The 15,239-nt window shown below is 60.4% G+C and carries 18 protein-coding genes; 13 read left to right on the forward strand and 5 right to left on the reverse strand.

Annotated elements, in window-relative coordinates; translation table 11 throughout:
• The first annotated feature begins 1 nt into the window (after window position 1).
• Both cysW and PSTEL_RS02385 read left to right on the forward strand, forming a co-directional pair.
• Entirely contained in the window at window positions 2-862 is an 861-nt protein-coding gene (cysW, locus tag PSTEL_RS02380; protein ID WP_038693238.1) for a sulfate ABC transporter permease subunit CysW, read from the forward strand.
• A gap of 260 nt (window positions 863-1,122) precedes the next feature.
• Window positions 1,123-1,338, forward strand: coding sequence for a YezD family protein (locus PSTEL_RS02385; RefSeq protein WP_038693240.1), 216 nt, complete (start codon window positions 1,123-1,125; stop codon window positions 1,336-1,338).
• 178 nt (window positions 1,339-1,516) lie between these two features.
• On the opposite strand, the gene PSTEL_RS02390 is transcribed toward PSTEL_RS02385, so the two are convergent.
• Window positions 1,517-1,825, reverse strand: coding sequence for a hypothetical protein (locus tag PSTEL_RS02390; protein ID WP_038693242.1), 309 nt, complete (start codon window positions 1,823-1,825; stop codon window positions 1,517-1,519).
• Between the two features lie 178 nt (window positions 1,826-2,003).
• Between PSTEL_RS02390 and PSTEL_RS02395 the strand changes: the two genes are divergently transcribed.
• The 3 genes from PSTEL_RS02395 to PSTEL_RS02405 all read left to right on the forward strand — a co-directional run bounded on the left by PSTEL_RS02395 (window position 2,004) and on the right by PSTEL_RS02405 (window position 5,477).
• Window positions 2,004-2,726 carry a DUF421 domain-containing protein gene (locus tag PSTEL_RS02395; protein WP_038693244.1) on the forward strand — a complete coding sequence of 241 codons (723 nt, stop codon included), beginning with the start codon at window positions 2,004-2,006 and terminating at the stop codon, window positions 2,724-2,726.
• Window positions 2,727-2,905: 179 nt separating this feature from the next.
• Entirely contained in the window at window positions 2,906-3,538 is a 633-nt protein-coding gene (locus PSTEL_RS02400) for an NAD(P)-dependent oxidoreductase (protein ID WP_038693245.1), read from the forward strand.
• 130 nt (window positions 3,539-3,668) lie between these two features.
• Window positions 3,669-5,477: a bifunctional ADP-dependent NAD(P)H-hydrate dehydratase/NAD(P)H-hydrate epimerase gene (locus tag PSTEL_RS02405; RefSeq protein ID WP_038693247.1), complete on the forward strand. Its 1,809-nt coding sequence runs from the start codon at window positions 3,669-3,671 to the stop codon at window positions 5,475-5,477.
• Between the two features lie 31 nt (window positions 5,478-5,508).
• On the opposite strand, the gene PSTEL_RS02410 is transcribed toward PSTEL_RS02405, so the two are convergent.
• A complete protein-coding gene (locus tag PSTEL_RS02410; RefSeq protein ID WP_038693248.1) occupies window positions 5,509-5,973 on the reverse strand; it encodes a hypothetical protein in 465 nt (154 codons plus the stop codon).
• 529 nt (window positions 5,974-6,502) lie between these two features.
• Between PSTEL_RS02410 and PSTEL_RS02415 the strand changes: the two genes are divergently transcribed.
• The 5 genes from PSTEL_RS02415 to sdaAA all read left to right on the forward strand — a co-directional run bounded on the left by PSTEL_RS02415 (window position 6,503) and on the right by sdaAA (window position 9,709).
• Entirely contained in the window at window positions 6,503-7,018 is a 516-nt protein-coding gene (locus PSTEL_RS02415) for a GNAT family N-acetyltransferase (protein ID WP_038699987.1), read from the forward strand.
• A gap of 88 nt (window positions 7,019-7,106) precedes the next feature.
• Entirely contained in the window at window positions 7,107-7,529 is a 423-nt protein-coding gene (locus PSTEL_RS02420) for a GNAT family N-acetyltransferase (protein ID WP_038693250.1), read from the forward strand.
• Between the two features lie 59 nt (window positions 7,530-7,588).
• Complete coding sequence (locus PSTEL_RS27330; protein WP_156995754.1) at window positions 7,589-7,759, forward strand: hypothetical protein; 171 nt, start codon at window positions 7,589-7,591, stop codon at window positions 7,757-7,759.
• Window positions 7,760-8,072: 313 nt separating this feature from the next.
• A complete protein-coding gene (gene sdaAB / locus PSTEL_RS02425) occupies window positions 8,073-8,804 on the forward strand; it encodes an L-serine ammonia-lyase, iron-sulfur-dependent subunit beta (RefSeq protein ID WP_052098138.1) in 732 nt (243 codons plus the stop codon).
• 5 nt (window positions 8,805-8,809) lie between these two features.
• A complete protein-coding gene (gene sdaAA / locus PSTEL_RS02430; RefSeq protein ID WP_038693251.1) occupies window positions 8,810-9,709 on the forward strand; it encodes an L-serine ammonia-lyase, iron-sulfur-dependent, subunit alpha in 900 nt (299 codons plus the stop codon).
• A gap of 223 nt (window positions 9,710-9,932) precedes the next feature.
• Here sdaAA and PSTEL_RS02435 read toward each other — a convergent pair whose 3' ends face one another.
• A complete protein-coding gene (locus PSTEL_RS02435; RefSeq protein WP_038693252.1) occupies window positions 9,933-10,235 on the reverse strand; it encodes a hypothetical protein in 303 nt (100 codons plus the stop codon).
• A gap of 53 nt (window positions 10,236-10,288) precedes the next feature.
• Between PSTEL_RS02435 and PSTEL_RS02440 the strand changes: the two genes are divergently transcribed.
• Entirely contained in the window at window positions 10,289-10,489 is a 201-nt protein-coding gene (locus PSTEL_RS02440; protein ID WP_038693253.1) for a YwbE family protein, read from the forward strand.
• A 98-nt stretch (window positions 10,490-10,587) separates the two neighbouring features.
• Here PSTEL_RS02440 and PSTEL_RS28265 read toward each other — a convergent pair whose 3' ends face one another.
• A complete protein-coding gene (locus PSTEL_RS28265; protein WP_245625056.1) occupies window positions 10,588-11,631 on the reverse strand; it encodes an HNH endonuclease signature motif containing protein in 1,044 nt (347 codons plus the stop codon).
• A gap of 242 nt (window positions 11,632-11,873) precedes the next feature.
• On the opposite strand from PSTEL_RS28265, the gene PSTEL_RS02450 reads away from it, so the two are divergent.
• Entirely contained in the window at window positions 11,874-12,443 is a 570-nt protein-coding gene (locus PSTEL_RS02450; RefSeq protein ID WP_218917571.1) for a hypothetical protein, read from the forward strand.
• A 159-nt stretch (window positions 12,444-12,602) separates the two neighbouring features.
• Entirely contained in the window at window positions 12,603-13,406 is an 804-nt protein-coding gene (locus PSTEL_RS02455) for an AAC(3) family N-acetyltransferase (RefSeq protein ID WP_038693254.1), read from the forward strand.
• 224 nt (window positions 13,407-13,630) lie between these two features.
• On the opposite strand, the gene serS is transcribed toward PSTEL_RS02455, so the two are convergent.
• Complete coding sequence (gene serS / locus PSTEL_RS02460; RefSeq protein ID WP_038693256.1) at window positions 13,631-14,929, reverse strand: serine--tRNA ligase; 1,299 nt, start codon at window positions 14,927-14,929, stop codon at window positions 13,631-13,633.
• Window positions 14,930-15,239 lie beyond the last annotated feature (310 nt).

The following is a 15,239-nucleotide window of genomic DNA, read 5'->3' on the forward strand; positions in this document are numbered from 1 at the left end:
CATGGCAGGAACTGTACCGCTTCGCGCTTCGCGGGGCGAAGCCCGCGTCTCTTCCGCTGCAAGCGAATCGTCGGCGGTGAAATGGCTGCTGATCGGGGCGGCGGGACTGGTGCTGATCTGGCTGATCGTGCTGCCGCTCATTCTGGTGCTCACCGAAGCGCTGAAGCAGGGCTGGGACGTATACTGGGCCGCTCTGAAAGATCCGGACGCAGCCTCCGCCTTGAAGATGACGCTGCTAGTCGCCGGCATTACGGTGCCGCTGAACACGGTATTCGGCGTGGTGGCGGCCTGGGCGGTCACCAAATTCAAATTTCGCGGCAAGGGACTGCTTATCACGCTGATCGACCTTCCCTTTGCCGTATCGCCGGTCATCGGCGGCCTGATCTTTGTTCTCGTCTTCGGCGCCCACGGCTGGTTCGGTCCATGGCTTGCCGCTCATGACATTAAGATCGTATTCGCACTGCCGGGCATTGTGCTGGCCACGCTGTTTGTGACGTTTCCATTCGTAGCCCGGGAATTGATTCCTCTGATGGAGGACCAGGGAACGCAGGAGGAGGAAGCGGCGCTGACGCTGGGAGCCAGAGGCTGGCAAATATTCTTCCGCGTAACGCTGCCGAATATCAAATGGGGCCTCCTGTACGGCATTATTCTGTGCAACGCCCGGGCCATGGGCGAATTCGGCGCCGTTTCGGTCGTCTCGGGCCATATCCGGGGAGAGACGAACACGCTGCCGCTGCATGTTGAAATTCTGTACAACGAGTACCAGTTCTCGGCCTCTTTTGCCGTCGCTTCTCTGCTGCTGTTGCTGGCGCTGGTGACGATGCTGATCAAAAGCTGGCTGGAGCGGAAAAATCTCAAGTAAGAGCCTACTGCATAATTCCATGGAGCGGTTTCAAACCGTCAATGGCAATATAGAGATTAGAATGGCTGTATCTGTCTCTATATTGCACCATGGAATCTTTATTTTTCGAATCATGCAAAATGCTGGTGAGCAAGTATACTTTGATATTGACAGAAAAAAGGCATCGTGCTAACTTAAATCATAGTATACAACTTGGAAATCAAGGTTTTACGGTGACGGAAATCATATCCGCTGTGTTAAGAAAGAGGGAGGCTTAAAGCATGGCTAAACCGCTGAAGGTAGACGGGATTTGGCTCGAGAGAATTGCGGGGCTGTTGGACGACATGGAATTCGGTTCTCTGCACATCGTAGTCCATGAGGGTCAGATTGTGCAGATGGAACGTACGGAGCGTAAGCGGTTCGAGAATACCCCTGCTAGGCACAGCGGGGATGCCGGAGGACGGCGTCAAGACGCTCGCGCCGCTGGAAGAGGATAGCTAGCGTAACGGATTCATTTCTGCAATCATACCCTTACTCATAACCTGCTCGTAATCCTATCTATGGTATTTATATACCGGACGCAGAAGACCGTCATGCATGCCGTCTCGAAAGAAGCGGCCCATTCCGAAACTTTCGGAAGGGCCGCTTTTTTCGTTGCAGCCGGAATCCGGCCGTTTAATAACGGGGCGTCCGGCGCGACCCGGACAAACCTTCGATAAGCAGGACGAGCGCGGTGATTCCGTGCATGATCCAGCCGACAATCGGAATGAAAGCGATAATCGAGGTGATGACGCCGAGGACGTTGCCGGCAACCCGACCGCGCTCATTGTACAGAACGGCGATGGCAACGGCATGCAGCAGAAAGGCGACTCCGAGCGGAATCCAGGCATTGGCGACCACAAAGGCGCCGCCGATGATCGGGAGAGCCAAAAAGGCCTCGTAAGCAAAAGTCCCCCATTTAAACAATTTCCCCAGTGATGACATCGTTTCACAACCTTCCTTTTTCTGGTGCCTGCAGGGCACTGTTGTATACTATTCCATAGAAACCGCCGTGGAACAAGGGCATTGGCGGGTTCGCACCGCAGCGTCCCCTTATTCATCCGTTTGGCGAAATGGGTAATATTTTCGTGTGAATACTACTTCGGTCTTGAGGGGGCGCACTATGGACTATGGTTTAATTACGCTTAAACTGGCGACCGGTTTCATCGGACTGTGGATCTTGACGCGGCTGCTCGGTAAGAAGGAAATATCCCAGCTGACGCCTTTTGACTTCGTATCATCCCTGATGCTGAGCGAGATTGTGGGCAATACCGTGTACCAGAAGGATGTGAAATATCTTCATCTGCTCTACGGGCTGCTGCTCTGGGGCTTTTTGTCCTATTTATTTGAAAAAATCACCCAGCATGCCAAACGGTTCCGCTCTCCTCTTGAAGGCGCCAGCTCGATTCTGATCTGTGACGGCAAAATTGATATGAAGGAGATGAAACGCAACCGGATCGACTTCGGCCAGCTTCGGATGATGCTGCGGCAGAAGGATATTTTCGCAGTGGAAGAAGTCGCTTATGCTATATTTGAAAAGAACGGATCGCTCAGCGTGCTGAAGAAGCCGGAATTTGAGGTTCCCGCCAAGGGAGAGCTCGGCATGGAGCGGGAAGAGGCAGGCTTCGTCTATTCGCTTGTGGAAGAAGGCGATATTCTGGAGGACAACCTCCGGAAGATCGGCAGGGACCGGGTCTGGCTCGAAAGCGGCCTGCGGGATGGAGGCTACCGCGACGTGAAGGCGCTGAATTATGTGGAGTGGAGCAGGAAGGACGGCTTCTTTGTGCTCGAAAGCTGGGAGAGCGGGGGGCGGCAGAAGTTGGGAAGCGACGCGACGGGCGATTAAGACTGGTGATTATGCAGGAACCTTGCGGTTCTGTCCGCCATGCCGCCATGTATTCGATAAGTCATGTATTAGATAGATCATGGACTGGATAAATCATTAACTGGATAAATTAGGATAATAGAGCTGGGGTTACCCGGCTCAGCGAGATATCGAAATCGATAGAAAGCGGGGATTCTCATATGAAAATCGTACTGTTCGGCGCATCCGGCACTATCGGCCGCGCCATTCTGGCGGAAGCACTGAAGCGGAAGCATGAAGTTACGGCGGCGGTCCGCCGCCCCGAATCGCTGGACGTTCAGCATAACGGTCTATTGACGCTGCCAGCCGATCTGCTGAGACCTGAGGAAGTAGCCTCGGCTGCGTCCGGACATGAGGCGGCGATCAGCGCCTATGGTCCGGCGTTCGGAGCGGAAGGGGAGCTGCTGGAGGTTGCCCGCTCGCTGACGGAGGGGCTGAAGAAAGCCGGAGTCTCCAGGCTCATCGTAGTCGGAGGAGCGGGCAGCCTGAAGAACGACGACGGCGAGCGGCTGATGGATGCGGAGGATTTCCCGGAGGAAATCCGTCCTCTGGCCGCGGCTCATGCCGACGCCTACGAGATTTACGCCAAGTCGGGACTGGAGTATACGTATGCCAGTCCGGCGGCGTTTATCTCGCCGGGGCGGCGGACGGGACAATTCCGCATCGGCCTTGACCGGCTTGTCGTAGATGAGAACGGCCGAAGCGAAATCAGCACGGAGGACTATGCGGCGGCCATTATCGACGAGGTGGAGGAGGGCAACTTTATCGGGGCCCGCTTCACGGTGGGTTATTGATTCGCACCGGCTTCGGGATACCGTTAATGGGCTGAACCTTTCAGGGAGTCAACTATTATCAACGTTAACCGGGCCGGCAGCAGAAGATTCTGCAGATGGTCAAGAACAGGCGAGAGGAAGGGACAAGGTCATGCATGTGGTAACAGCGGAGGAGATGCGGCGTCTGGACCGCATCACGATCGAGCGGCTGGGCATCCCGGCGGTCGCTCTGATGGAGAACGCCGGACGCGCAATCGCGGAGGAAGTCATCGGGCTGTGCCGCAGGCGGCGGGGCGGCTTGTCCGGGGGGATGCGCGCCGTCCAGAGCGGCGGAATGACCGGGAATGAACCGGGAGCTGCGTTCCCGGCGGCGGGAACCGGTCAGGCTGACGTTCACGGATACGGACGGACAGGCGTATGGCCCGCCGGAGGAGCAGCGATTTCCGGTTCGGGAGAACGACCGGGGAGCGCACGCTGGAGCGGAGCCTGTGATGGATGGGCGGCAGGAGCCGGTGGATTCCCGCCGCAGCTATCCATCAGCGGGGATGCCGCGCTGACGCTGGAGCATGCCGGAGGCGAGCGCTGGCTCGTGCTCGTCGGCAAGGGCAACAACGGCGGCGACGGACTGGTCGCCGCCCGGTATCTCAGCGAGGCGGGCATCGCCGTCTCGCTGCTGTACGCGGTCCCGCCGGAGTCGCTGACCGGCGAGGCCGCCCTGCAGCGCGACGCCGCTGCGGCCATGGGACTGCCCGCCGCCGTGTACGGCGACGGCTTGTCCGGCATGGCCGGGTACACCGGCATCGTGGACGCGCTGCTCGGCACGGGCTCCGCGGGTGCGCCGCGCGGAGCCTACGCGGAGCTGATCTCGGCCGCCAATGACAGCGGCCTGTCGATCGTCTCCGCGGATATCCCGAGCGGGCTGAACGCCGACACGGGAGAGACGCATGATCCCTGCATCCGGGCGGCGCTCACCGTCTGTCTGGCCTTTCTGAAGCAGGGGCTGCTTCAGTATCCGGGAGCCGGAGCGGCGGGTGAAATCATCGTCCGCTCGATCGGCATACCCGCCATGCTGGCACGCGGGGAGGGGCTCTCCGCCTTCTGGCTCTCGCCTTCCGTGCTGGAAGGCGAGCTGGGCGTCGACGTGAGCCGCCGCCGGGAGCCGGACGGGCATAAGGGAACCTACGGCCATGTGCTGGTCGCCGCCGGAAGCCTGCCCATGAGCGGAGCCGGTCTGATATCGGCCCGGGCGACCCTTCGGGCGGGCTGCGGGCTGACGACCTGGGCGGCGCCGGGCCGGCTGCTGCCGCTTCTCGTCGGCGCCGCGCCCGAGCTGATGCTGGCTGACGCCGGGGGAGAGGCGGACGGCACCTGGAATGCCGCATCGGCCGGAGAAGTGGTCCGGCTCGCGGCGAAGCGCGACGTGCTGGCTGTCGGTCCCGGCATCGGCCGTTTTGAAGGAGACAAGGAATGGCTTAAGAGAATTTGGGAGGAGACGGATTGTCCGCTGGTGGTGGACGCCGATGGTCTCAATATTTTGTCGGAGTGTCCATACGGCAGCTGGAAGAAGCGTCCGGCTCCTGTTATTCTGACTCCCCATCCCGGCGAGATGGCCCGGCTGGCGGGAATGAAGAACGCCGAGGTCCAGCGGGACCGGATCGGCCTTGCGCGTGCGTACGCCCGGGAGCATGGCGTTACATTGGTGCTGAAGGGAGCGCACACCGTCATCGCCGGTCCGGAAGGGCGAATCTTTATCAATACGACCGGTCACCCCGGGATGGCCACCGGCGGCGCGGGCGACGGCCTGACCGGCATCATCGCCGGTCTGCTCGCCCAGGGGCTGAGCGGCCTTCAGGCTGCGGCCTTCGGTGTCTATCTGCATGGCCGGGCGGGCGAACGGGCGGCGCTAATGCGCGGCGATCCATCGGCTGTCACGGCCACCGACATTGTCGAAGCCCTTTGAGCGGGCGGAGGCAGGAATTTCAGGCTGCGTTCTAGAACAGAAGCAGGACCAACAGCGGAACGAACAGGGCGAACACGGGCAGCAGGCCGGGGATTCGTTCTCCGGCGAGCTGGGCCGCGCGGAACAGCAGCAGCACGCCAATTCCGAACAGGGCTGCGGCTACCCAGCCTCTTCCCTGATCATGGGCGAGCCAGAGTCCCGCAGCGAATCCGGCGATCGCGTAGACCGCCGCAACCGCGCCGGCGGGCTGCGCTTGGGACTGCCGCAGGGCGTCCAGCAGCCGCAGCATCCCGTCCGCCAGCAGGGAGACGGTAAGCGCGTAGGCGTATACATTATAGGCCGGCGTGGCAAGCCAGCCAGTGACGGGACGTGCGGCAGCCAGGCTGAGCAGGGCCAGCACTGTGAAGACGAGGCCGGAAGCGGCCAGCTTGGTCAGAGCGTACATGCCCGCCTTCAGGCGGACGGATGGAACATTGTCGTTCGTGATGGATTTCATGGGAACACCCCTTAATTGATACTATTACTCCTCCGTTGACATGGATGCGGGCGCCCGTGACATAGCTGGGATCCTGGCATGCGGGATAGAGGCAAGCATCCTCCGGTTCACAGGGCTTGGCCCCCTGTCCGTTACCGCTGTCATTCGCCGGTGGCCAGCGCTGCCTTGCTTATCAGCTTGCCGCTGTCCCTAAACCCTTAGGTATTCGCGCACTGGTAAAGGTCATCAGCGGTTCGGGAACGGGCTGGCGGTCCTGCTGCCCCGGAGAAAATGTGACAGACTGCTGATGGCACACCTTTTTTTGATCAAAAAATAAGGGTTTATGAGCTTGGCGCTTTAAATTGGCCTTATATACTTCCCGGCAAACCCTCGTCGTCTGCAAGACGCCGCCAGGCGATTATCCTGGGCAATACGGGTTAGGCGGGATTCATGGGCAATCCTCCTGTAAGGGGGAGTTGGATGCTATATGACTATGCATTCGCCCGGTAAGGGGTGATTGGACTTGGAAAATGTGGGGGGGGGACGAATGATGGACATGGTGATACGCAGGGCGCTGCAGAGCGACGCGGCGGCGATAGCGGAGCTGATCGGTCAGCTGAACGGCAGGCAGCCGACGGTGCGCGATGTGGAGCTTCGTCTCGATTTTATCGAGATGAGCCCGATCGAGGAGCTGTTCGTATGCGAGAAGGCGCAAAAGCCGGAAATTAGGGAAGCGGAGTCTTCAGGGACCGGAGACAATACCGACACCCCCGATGACACGAAAGGGCCGCTGCTGCTCGGCTGCATGGGATTTCGGCTGCGTGAGAACATCGAAGACCTGACGCGATACGGTGAAGTCTCAATGCTGGTGACGAACCAGGCTTACCGGAGGCAGGGCGTAGGCCGGAAGCTGATGGAATTTGCGGAGCGCATGGCGGAGGAGCGGGGCTGCATCGGCACCTGGCTCGTCAGCGGAACCTCCAGAGAGGAAGCGCACCGTTTTTACCGTGAAATGGGATATGAAATCACCGGATACCGTTTCGTCAAACGGGGGACAGCGAAATAAAGGAACACGGTACTTCCAGATATCGAACTCATACGGAATAACTAAGAAGCGGATGATTGTGACTGTGCGCCGCATAAATGGAGGAGAAATGATGTTTTACAGAGAGATGACAGGGGACGATTACGAAGCGGCTTACGGTCTGTGGGCGGGCACCGAAGGAATGGGACTCAGCAAGGCGGACTCGCGCGATGAAATTTTACGGTTTCTGGACCGCAACCCGGGTTTAAGCCAGATCTGCGTAACGGAAGAGGGAGAGCTTGCCGGTACGGCGCTGTGCGGGCATGACGGACGCAGAGGATTCCTGTACCATGTGGCGGTAAACGGGAAATACCGGGGGAAAGGCATCGGAAAAGGCATGGTGACGCGCTGTCTGCAAGGTCTCCAGGCGGCGGGAATCGCCAAATGCCATATTATCGTCATTGAGGACAACGCCGTAGGCAGGCGTTTCTGGGAATTTGCGGGCTGGGAGCTCCGGAACGGACTGGTGCTGTACTCAAGCAGCACGGTATAAGCAAGGCTTTCACGCTGGAAAAGGGGGCGGATGGGCCTTGGTGGCAACCTGGATGGCGGATGGCGATCTGTGCCTGGGTCGCAACCTGGATGGCCGATGGCGATCTGTGCCTGGGTCGCAACCTGGATGGCGGATGGGGAACGGAGCGGCTGAACTCATGCGGCCCGGCAGTGCGGGCTGCGGCTGGGGCTGCTCTAACTCTAATGCTGTACGCTTGGGCGGAAGAGTAGCCGCGTAATTGGGGATTATACGTGAATGGAGCAGCTGTGAGGTCAGATAGAGTAGAACGGCTGGAGTGTGGACAGTTGGAGTGAGAACGGCTGAAATGAGGACAGCTAGAGTGAGAACTGCTGGAGTGAGATAAGCTGTGGCTGGCACTCCATCACAATCTGATTCGACAAATTTCACGCATGGGCCTGTGCGGGAGTATAATGAAAGAGCCGCCCTACGGGAAGCGCAGCTTCCTATTGCCGGCGGCAGTCAGCGGCTGCATTCCGGTGCTGAGGCCCGGGGCGCCTTAACAGAAAGCGGGGCTTAACAATAATGCGGTTTAAAGATGTATTCTCCATTATCGGGCCGGCGATGGTAGGACCCTCCAGCTCCCATACGGCGGGAGCGGCCCGGATCGGGCGGGCGGCGCGTCAGCTTCTCGGAGAGATGCCGCAGAAGGCGGAAGTCATCTTCTACGGATCGTTCGCGGCTACTTATCAGGGCCACGGCACGGACCGTGCGATCGCGGGCGGGCTGCTGGATTTCGCGACGGACGATCTGCGCCTGCCTGATTCCATTGAACTGGCGGAAGCGGCCGGGATGGATTTGTCGTTCCGGCAGGGGGCGGGCTTGTTCCCCCATCCCAATACGGTGCGGCTGGAGCTGGCCGGGGAGAGCGGCGGACTGTCGCTTACCGGAATCTCCATCGGCGGGGGAAATATTGAGATCGTTGAAATCGACGGCTTCAGCGTCAAGCTGTCGGGCATGTATCCCACCGTCCTTATTCATCACATGGATTATTTGGGCGTACTGGCGGGCGTGACCGACACGATGCGCAGGGGCCGGGTCAATATCGGGCATATGTCGCTGGACCGCAAGAACCGCAGCGGCGCGGCTCTGACCGTGCTGGAGTTGGATGAGCGGCTGGCGCCGGAGCTGGCAGCCGAGCTGATGGCGCTGCCTGCGGTCCAATCGGTCAAGCTGATCCATCTGGAAGAGGGAGAGAAGAAGCCTGCGGAATCGGCGGGAGTTGAAGGCATGAAGGAAGAGAAAGGGAAGGAATAACAGTCATGAATTTTCATACGTTAAGCCAGCTTGCGGCGCTGGCGGCAGAGCGGAATACAGAAATCGGGGCACTGATGCTGGAAGAGCAGAGTGCGGAATCGGGACGTCCCGCAGACGCCGAATTCGCCAAAATGAAGGAATATTACGGCGTCATGAAGGAAGCCGTGCAGCGCGGCATGACGGAGAACACGACCTCGCGCAGCGGGCTGACCGGGCTGGACGCCCAGCGTGTGGGCGCCTACAATGCCTCGGGCGAATCCTGCCTCGGCGGTCCATCCGGCCAGGCGATGGCCTACGCGCTGGCGGTCTCCGAGGTCAACGCTTCGATGGGACGCATTATCGCCACGCCGACGGCCGGCTCATGCGGCATTATTCCCGGCGTATTCTTGAGCTGCCAGGAGCGGTTCGGCTGGGACGATGACAAGATGACTTACGGCCTGTTCGCGGCCGGAGCCATCGGTTATGTCATCGCCAACAACTCCTTTGTCTCAGGAGCGGAGGGGGGCTGCCAGGCTGAGGTCGGCTCGGCGATCGGGATGGCGGCCGGAGCGCTGACCGAGCTGCGCGGCGGTACTCCCGCCCAGGCTGTGCATGCGGTGGGACTGGCGCTGAAGAATACGCTCGGACTCATCTGCGATCCTGTTGGCGGACTAGTTGAAATTCCCTGCATCGTCCGGAACGGCTTCGGGGCCGTGACGGCGCTGGCGGCCGCGGACATGGCACTGGCCGGCGTGCGCAGCGTCATTCCGTCCGACGAGGTGATCAAGGTCATGCTGGAGGTCGGTTCTTCGATGCCCGAGAAGCACCGCGAGACCGCCGGCGGCGGACTTGCCCAGACACCGACAGGACGCAAGATTATGGAGGATTTGCGGGGAAGCCGCCGCGAAGAGAAGCTGGAGTCCTGAGCGGAACGGATAACGGGTGCTCAGCGTCCCGGCTGGAGCCCTGATTCACAGACAGATGCTTAGATGCTTAAGCTTAGCGAACTCGATCTCTGCTGTGGAAGAGAGCGGATTAGCGGGAGTGCGGCCAGGCCCAGACAATCCCGCTGTAACTAGGCTCCAGGCTAACGGCGGAAAGCCATTAACGCGTTCACAGCCTTCATTGATGCAATAACATTAATAGCCTTTACAGCAGCTTGAATCGGCGGAGCTGCTCCCACTGCCCCTCGCGCTTCAGAATCTCCGGCTGCTTCTCGCCGATCAGATCGAAATGCGGAAAGGGCGAGCGGTTGTGGATATAGCGGGGAGGCAATCCGTTGTCTCTGCACCAGGCTGCGAGGCGCTCCAGGTCGCTGCAGCCGACTTTGGTCACTGTTGTAATTCCGGGGAATCGCGGGTCCAGCCAGTAATGGGTCAGAAAGGCGATTTCCCCGCTTAGGACCGCTTGTTTCCAGCGGTTCAGTTCTTCTTTTTTTACACCAAAAGCCATGGCCTTCTCATCCTTTATTCGCTAAGATGTACATCCGGGAAGGAGGGGAATTCATGAACGGACAGAACCGGGCGGACATTCGTCCCGGCCTTGAAGTGGACATCGTGCTGAAGCAGGACCAGCCTACCGGCAAGCTGACCCGGGGCACGGTCAAGGATATTTTGACGAACTCGCCCCGTCATCCCCATGGGATTAAAGTGAGGCTGACGAGCGGTCAGGTTGGCCGGGTCAAGCATATTATAAGCTCGTCCTGATCCAAGGGCAGCTACCCGCCATATGCGGCAGCGCCCCATTCATAAGCCCTGCCCCTTTCGCGGAACGCGGCTTAATGGATGGGGTGTTTGGGCTGCCGCTATTTTCCCATAAATTCATCGACCAGCTGGTCGGCTTTGGCCTGATTGCACAGGTTGCAGGCGCATACGCAGTTCAGCGGTGTTGTATGGCCGCCTTTGGCCCGGGGCAGCAGATGGTCGATTGTATCGCCGTACTGTCTGCAGAAGTGGCACGTATACCGGTCCCGTGTCAGGATAAACTTGCGGAAGTCCTTGTTGCTGTACAGCCGGCGGATCGTCCGCCGGCCGACGACGATGGCGGCCTGCTCGCGGACGAGCGTAACGGCAAGCTCCAGGTCAATCTCCTGGTGCCATCGCCGCCCCTTGTCGCTGTGGCCGCGCATCAGAATCATGCCCTGCTTCGAGGGCATGAGCGCCGAGACGTCGTCTTGCGCAGGCTTCGGGCCGCGCGGGCGCTGAAGCGGCTGAGCCGGCTCCGTCTTCGGCAGCGTCTTCGGCGCGGCCTCGGCTGCGGAAGCATGCAGCTTCCGCTCGGCGGCTGCCTTCCGGCGGGAACGTCTGCGTTTCCGCCGGACCGGCGCGGCTGGAGCCTGCGGCTGGGCGGAGTCCGGCGGGCCAGCGCTCTCCAGCTCGGGCGCCGAAGGAGCCGCGCCGCTGCCGGGCACGCCCTCGGACGCGGCCGCAGCCCGTTTCCGCGGGCCGCGTCTCCGCTTGCGGCGGGGAGCGCCGCCCCCGCCCGCTTCCGCCGGGAGCCCGGGCGATGCGGGCTCCCGCTCCGGGGAGCCGCCCGGCACGGCGACTCCTGGTTCCTGCGCCGGAGTCCCGGGCGCAGACAGCATGGCCTCGCCGGGCTTCGCGGCGAGCGCCTTCTGCCGGCGGGCTGCCGCCGGCTTGGGGACCGGCGCAGCCTGGGACAGCTGCGCTGCCGCTGCCGGGACGCTCTTGTCAGGCGTCCCGGCTTCGCGGTGCTTCCGGCATTCCCGGCAAGCGCCGCGGCGGGAGTCGCCTTTGGAACGCCGGCCGGTTCTTTTGCGGAACTCCGAGAGCGGTTTGTCCTGAAGGCAGTAGGCGCATCGTTTCGTTGCGGATTGATCTATGGACATTATAGGCATCGTTCAGAGCGGCGGCTTGGCCGCGCCCGGTCACCTCGTTTTTTTCGTAAAATGAAATCCAGCTTCATCCAGTATAACGCAAAGTGCGGATAATCACACCGATTTGCCTTTACTTTTCGAAATGTAATCAAGGTCTCTGAGGAACGGGCCGGAGTCCGGTATAATGGAAGCAGAACCGATGACCGCTCGCATAGGGGCGCCCATTTCAAGAGCGAAAGCGAGGATACGATCAAATGAACGAGAAGGCAAGGGCAGGCGGAGACAGGGCCAACTCTTTCCGCACAAGCGGAAAAAGACCGAAGGCTGTGACGTTTTTGTATGTGCTGCTTGTATTTCTGGGAGTAGGGGCCATAGCCGGAGGGGTGGGGCTCATTACTGACCCGTCCGGGGGACAGCTGGGCATGCCGGTGGATGAGATGCTGAAGCGGTCACCCTTTGACGACTTTCTGATCCCCGGCATTCTGCTGCTCGTTGTATTCGGTCTGCTGCCGCTTCTGGTGGTGTACGGGCTTGTCCGCAGACCTCAGTGGTCTTGGGCGGATGCAATTAATCCTTTCAAAGAGCTGCATGCCACCTGGACGCTGGCCTTGTATGTCGGCTTCGGACAGATTATCTGGATTATGGTGGAGACGTATATTATGGACGCCGTGGCGGTGATCCATGTCCTGTATATGACGATCGGTCTGCTGATTCAGATCGCCGCGCTTCTTCCGTCGTGTCAGCGGTACTTCCGGGTGCCGCCGGATGTCGATATCTCGGATTCGGCTGGCGGGATAACAGGGCCGCGCTCGGCCTCCAGATAGGCGCATTACTGAAGCCGTTGTCCGGCAGAGCCGGAGTCCTGGAATCAGTCTAAAGGACCGCCCGGTCGGTCTGCGGCTTATGCCGATTGACAGATAGATTGATTGAAAAGTTAGCTGAGAGGGCAACCGGGATCTTATACATCGATTGGAGTGTGAACCATGAACGAAATCTCGGGAACCTTGATTACCGTATCGACTTTGGCGGAGGATTTCCGCACGCTCGGCGTTCGGGAGGGAATGACGGTGCTGCTGCATTCATCTTTTAAATCGCTTGGAGAATGGGTGGCGGGCGGTCCCACCGCTGTCATCCTGGCCCTGGAGGAGGCGCTGGGGGAAGAGGGAACGCTGGTTATGCCTACGCATTCAACCGACCTCACCGATCCGTCAGGCTGGAGCAACCCGCCCGTTCCGGAAGCGTGGTGGGAGACGATCCGGGCGGAAATGCCGCCTTATGATCCGGATTTGACGATGCCCCGCGCGATGGGCGTCATCCCGGAGTGCTTCCGCAAGCAGTCAGGCGTGAAGCGCAGCGCCCATCCGCTGTATTCCTTCGCGGCTCGGGGCAAGTATGCCGAGGCGGTTACCGCCGGCCATGAGCTGGCTTACGGCCTGGGCGAGCATTCGCCGCTCGGACGACTGTACGAGCTGGATGCTATGGTGCTGCTGCTCGGCGTTGGCCACGGCAATAACACCTCCATGCATCTGTCCGAGCATCGCGCTGCTTATTCCGGCCGGAGAGAAATAACAGCCGGCGCGCCGGTCTCCGAAGACGGAATCCGCCGCTGGGCGCTCTTCCCGGATCTGGAGTGGAATTCGGACGACTTTCCCGGGATCGGCGAGGACTATGAGCGCGAGACCGGTGGGGTGAAGCACGGCAGCGTCGCCGCGGCGCCCGCCCGGCTGATGTCCCAACGGGGAATCGTGGACTATGCTGTCCGCTGGATGGAACGATATCGGAGCTAGCGATTTAATGATTTAGAAAGGGCGAGCCCGGCAGCTGCGTCAATCGTGATCGTTGAACCTGCGATTTAAATGAGCCGAGGTACTAGTTCCAATTCACCGTGAAAAGGCAGACTCCCCCGCTGGCTGCGCATATTCAAATCGCGCATACTCAAATAAAGAAAGCCCGTATCTCATGAAATGCCGAGATACGGGCTTTCAAGCTTAAGCCGAATGCTTCACAGCCATCACGCCTCCGCAGCCGGAGCCGGAGCCGAAAGAAGCTCACGGCCGTCCAGGTATTTCCGCAGCGCCTGCGGAATGTAGATCGAGCCGTCCTCCCGCTGATGGTTCTCCAGCAGCGGGATCAGGAGGCGCGGCGTCGCGGCCGCCGTGTTATTGAGCGTATGGCAGTAGCGCAGCTTGCCGTCCGGTCCCTGGTAGCGGATGTTCGAGCGCCGCGCCTGGAAATCCAGCAGGTTCGACGCCGAATGCGTCTCGCCGTACGCGCCTCTTCCCGGCATCCAGGTCTCGATGTCGTACTGCTTGTGCGTCTTCAGCGACATATCGCCGGTGCAGACCGCCACGACCCGGTAGGGAAGCTCCAGCAGCTGCAGAATATGCTCGGCATTGCCCAGAATCTCCTGAAGCATCGCCTCCGACACTTGCGGGTCGCCCTCGCAGAGCACGACCTGCTCGATCTTCGAGAACTGATGGACGCGGTATAGTCCGCGCACATCCCGTCCGGCCGAGCCGACCTCGCGCCGGAAGCAGACCGACAGTCCCCCGAGCCGCACCGGCTCGGTCACGTCGATCACCTCATCGCTGTACAGCGAGACGAGCGGCACCTCCGAGGTGCCCGCCAGCCAGCGGTTCTCCCCGGCCAGCTCATACGTCTGATCCATGCCGCCGGGGAAGAAGCCGGTCCGCTCCAGCGTCTCCGGCCGCACGATCGACGGAACGTCCATGACCGTGAAGCCCCGCTCCGTCAGCACATCAATCGCCAGCCGCTGAACGGCGAGGTGGAGGTACAGCCCGTCTCCCTTCAGCGTGTAGCTGCGGGCGCCGCCTGCTTTGACGCCCCGGGGAATGTCGATCATGCCGTGCAGTTCCCCAAGCTCCACATGATCCCGGACCGCAAAATCAAACACCGTCGGCTCCCCGCACCGGCGCAGCTCCATATTGTCCTTGTCGCTTGCTCCGATGGGCGTATCCGCCGATACGGGGTTCGGCGCCAGCAGCAGCAGTTCTTTTACCCGCGACTCGGCTTCCGCCAACCCCGTCTCTGTCTCCGCCAGTCTGCCGCCAATGGCCCGCACCTGCGCTTTGAACTCCTCAGCCTCCGCCCGGTTCCCGTGCCGCAACTGCGATTCCACTTCCCGGGTCAGCGCATTGCGCTGCGCTCTAAGATCCTCCGTCTCACGGAGCAGCCGCCGGCGTTTATCATCTTTCTCCAGCAGTTCCTCCAGGGGGAAATCCACTCTTTTCCGCTCCGCTGTCACTCTTACCAATTCCTGATTGTTCCGGATAAACCCCATGTCCAGCATAACCGCTCGCTCCTTTTTGTTAAAAAAATGCAAAAAACGCCCTCATCCATGGGACGAGGAGCTTCAGCTCGCGGTGCCACCCAGGTTGACCGAATCATCCGCTTCTTAACTTGCAAGCGCCGTTTCGATCCTCTTTGGTCTTCGCGGTAACGGGCGAAACCCGGTTAACTTAGAGAGCGGATCAACTGCCGCCCTGGTCGAGAACGCCTCGCGGTTGGATGCCGGTCATGGGCCTAATCGGGATGTGATGTTGCCGTTTAGTATAACGCGAAGAGGGCGGCAAGGCAAGGGGTCTTCGTTGACAGGGAAG

Origin of the sequence: Paenibacillus stellifer (genome assembly GCF_000758685.1) — a bacterium.
GTDB classification, from domain to species: domain Bacteria; phylum Bacillota; class Bacilli; order Paenibacillales; family Paenibacillaceae; genus Paenibacillus_AQ; species Paenibacillus_AQ stellifer.

Coding starts and splice junctions, on each gene's coding strand:
- PSTEL_RS02450 (WP_218917571.1), top strand. CDS start 11,874: ATGAACGAGAAGGCAAGGGCAGGCGGAGACAGGGCCAACTCTTTCCGC.
- cysW (WP_038693238.1), top strand. CDS start 2: ATGGCAGGAACTGTACCGCTTCGCGCTTCGCGGGGCGAAGCCCGCGTC.
- PSTEL_RS02400 (WP_038693245.1), top strand. CDS start 2,906: ATGAAAATCGTACTGTTCGGCGCATCCGGCACTATCGGCCGCGCCATT.
- PSTEL_RS02395 (WP_038693244.1), top strand. CDS start 2,004: ATGGACTATGGTTTAATTACGCTTAAACTGGCGACCGGTTTCATCGGA.
- PSTEL_RS27330 (WP_156995754.1), top strand. CDS start 7,589: ATGGCGATCTGTGCCTGGGTCGCAACCTGGATGGCCGATGGCGATCTG.
- sdaAB (WP_052098138.1), top strand. CDS start 8,073: ATGCGGTTTAAAGATGTATTCTCCATTATCGGGCCGGCGATGGTAGGA.
- PSTEL_RS02405 (WP_038693247.1), top strand. CDS start 3,669: ATGCATGTGGTAACAGCGGAGGAGATGCGGCGTCTGGACCGCATCACG.
- PSTEL_RS02390 (WP_038693242.1), bottom strand. CDS start 1,825: ATGTCATCACTGGGGAAATTGTTTAAATGGGGGACTTTTGCTTACGAG.
- PSTEL_RS02455 (WP_038693254.1), top strand. CDS start 12,603: ATGAACGAAATCTCGGGAACCTTGATTACCGTATCGACTTTGGCGGAG.
- PSTEL_RS02410 (WP_038693248.1), bottom strand. CDS start 5,973: ATGAAATCCATCACGAACGACAATGTTCCATCCGTCCGCCTGAAGGCG.
- PSTEL_RS02420 (WP_038693250.1), top strand. CDS start 7,107: ATGATGTTTTACAGAGAGATGACAGGGGACGATTACGAAGCGGCTTAC.
- PSTEL_RS02435 (WP_038693252.1), bottom strand. CDS start 10,235: ATGGCTTTTGGTGTAAAAAAAGAAGAACTGAACCGCTGGAAACAAGCG.
- sdaAA (WP_038693251.1), top strand. CDS start 8,810: ATGAATTTTCATACGTTAAGCCAGCTTGCGGCGCTGGCGGCAGAGCGG.
- PSTEL_RS02415 (WP_038699987.1), top strand. CDS start 6,503: ATGGACATGGTGATACGCAGGGCGCTGCAGAGCGACGCGGCGGCGATA.
- PSTEL_RS02440 (WP_038693253.1), top strand. CDS start 10,289: ATGAACGGACAGAACCGGGCGGACATTCGTCCCGGCCTTGAAGTGGAC.
- PSTEL_RS02385 (WP_038693240.1), top strand. CDS start 1,123: ATGGCTAAACCGCTGAAGGTAGACGGGATTTGGCTCGAGAGAATTGCG.
- serS (WP_038693256.1), bottom strand. CDS start 14,929: ATGCTGGACATGGGGTTTATCCGGAACAATCAGGAATTGGTAAGAGTG.
- PSTEL_RS28265 (WP_245625056.1), bottom strand. CDS start 11,631: ATGTCCATAGATCAATCCGCAACGAAACGATGCGCCTACTGCCTTCAG.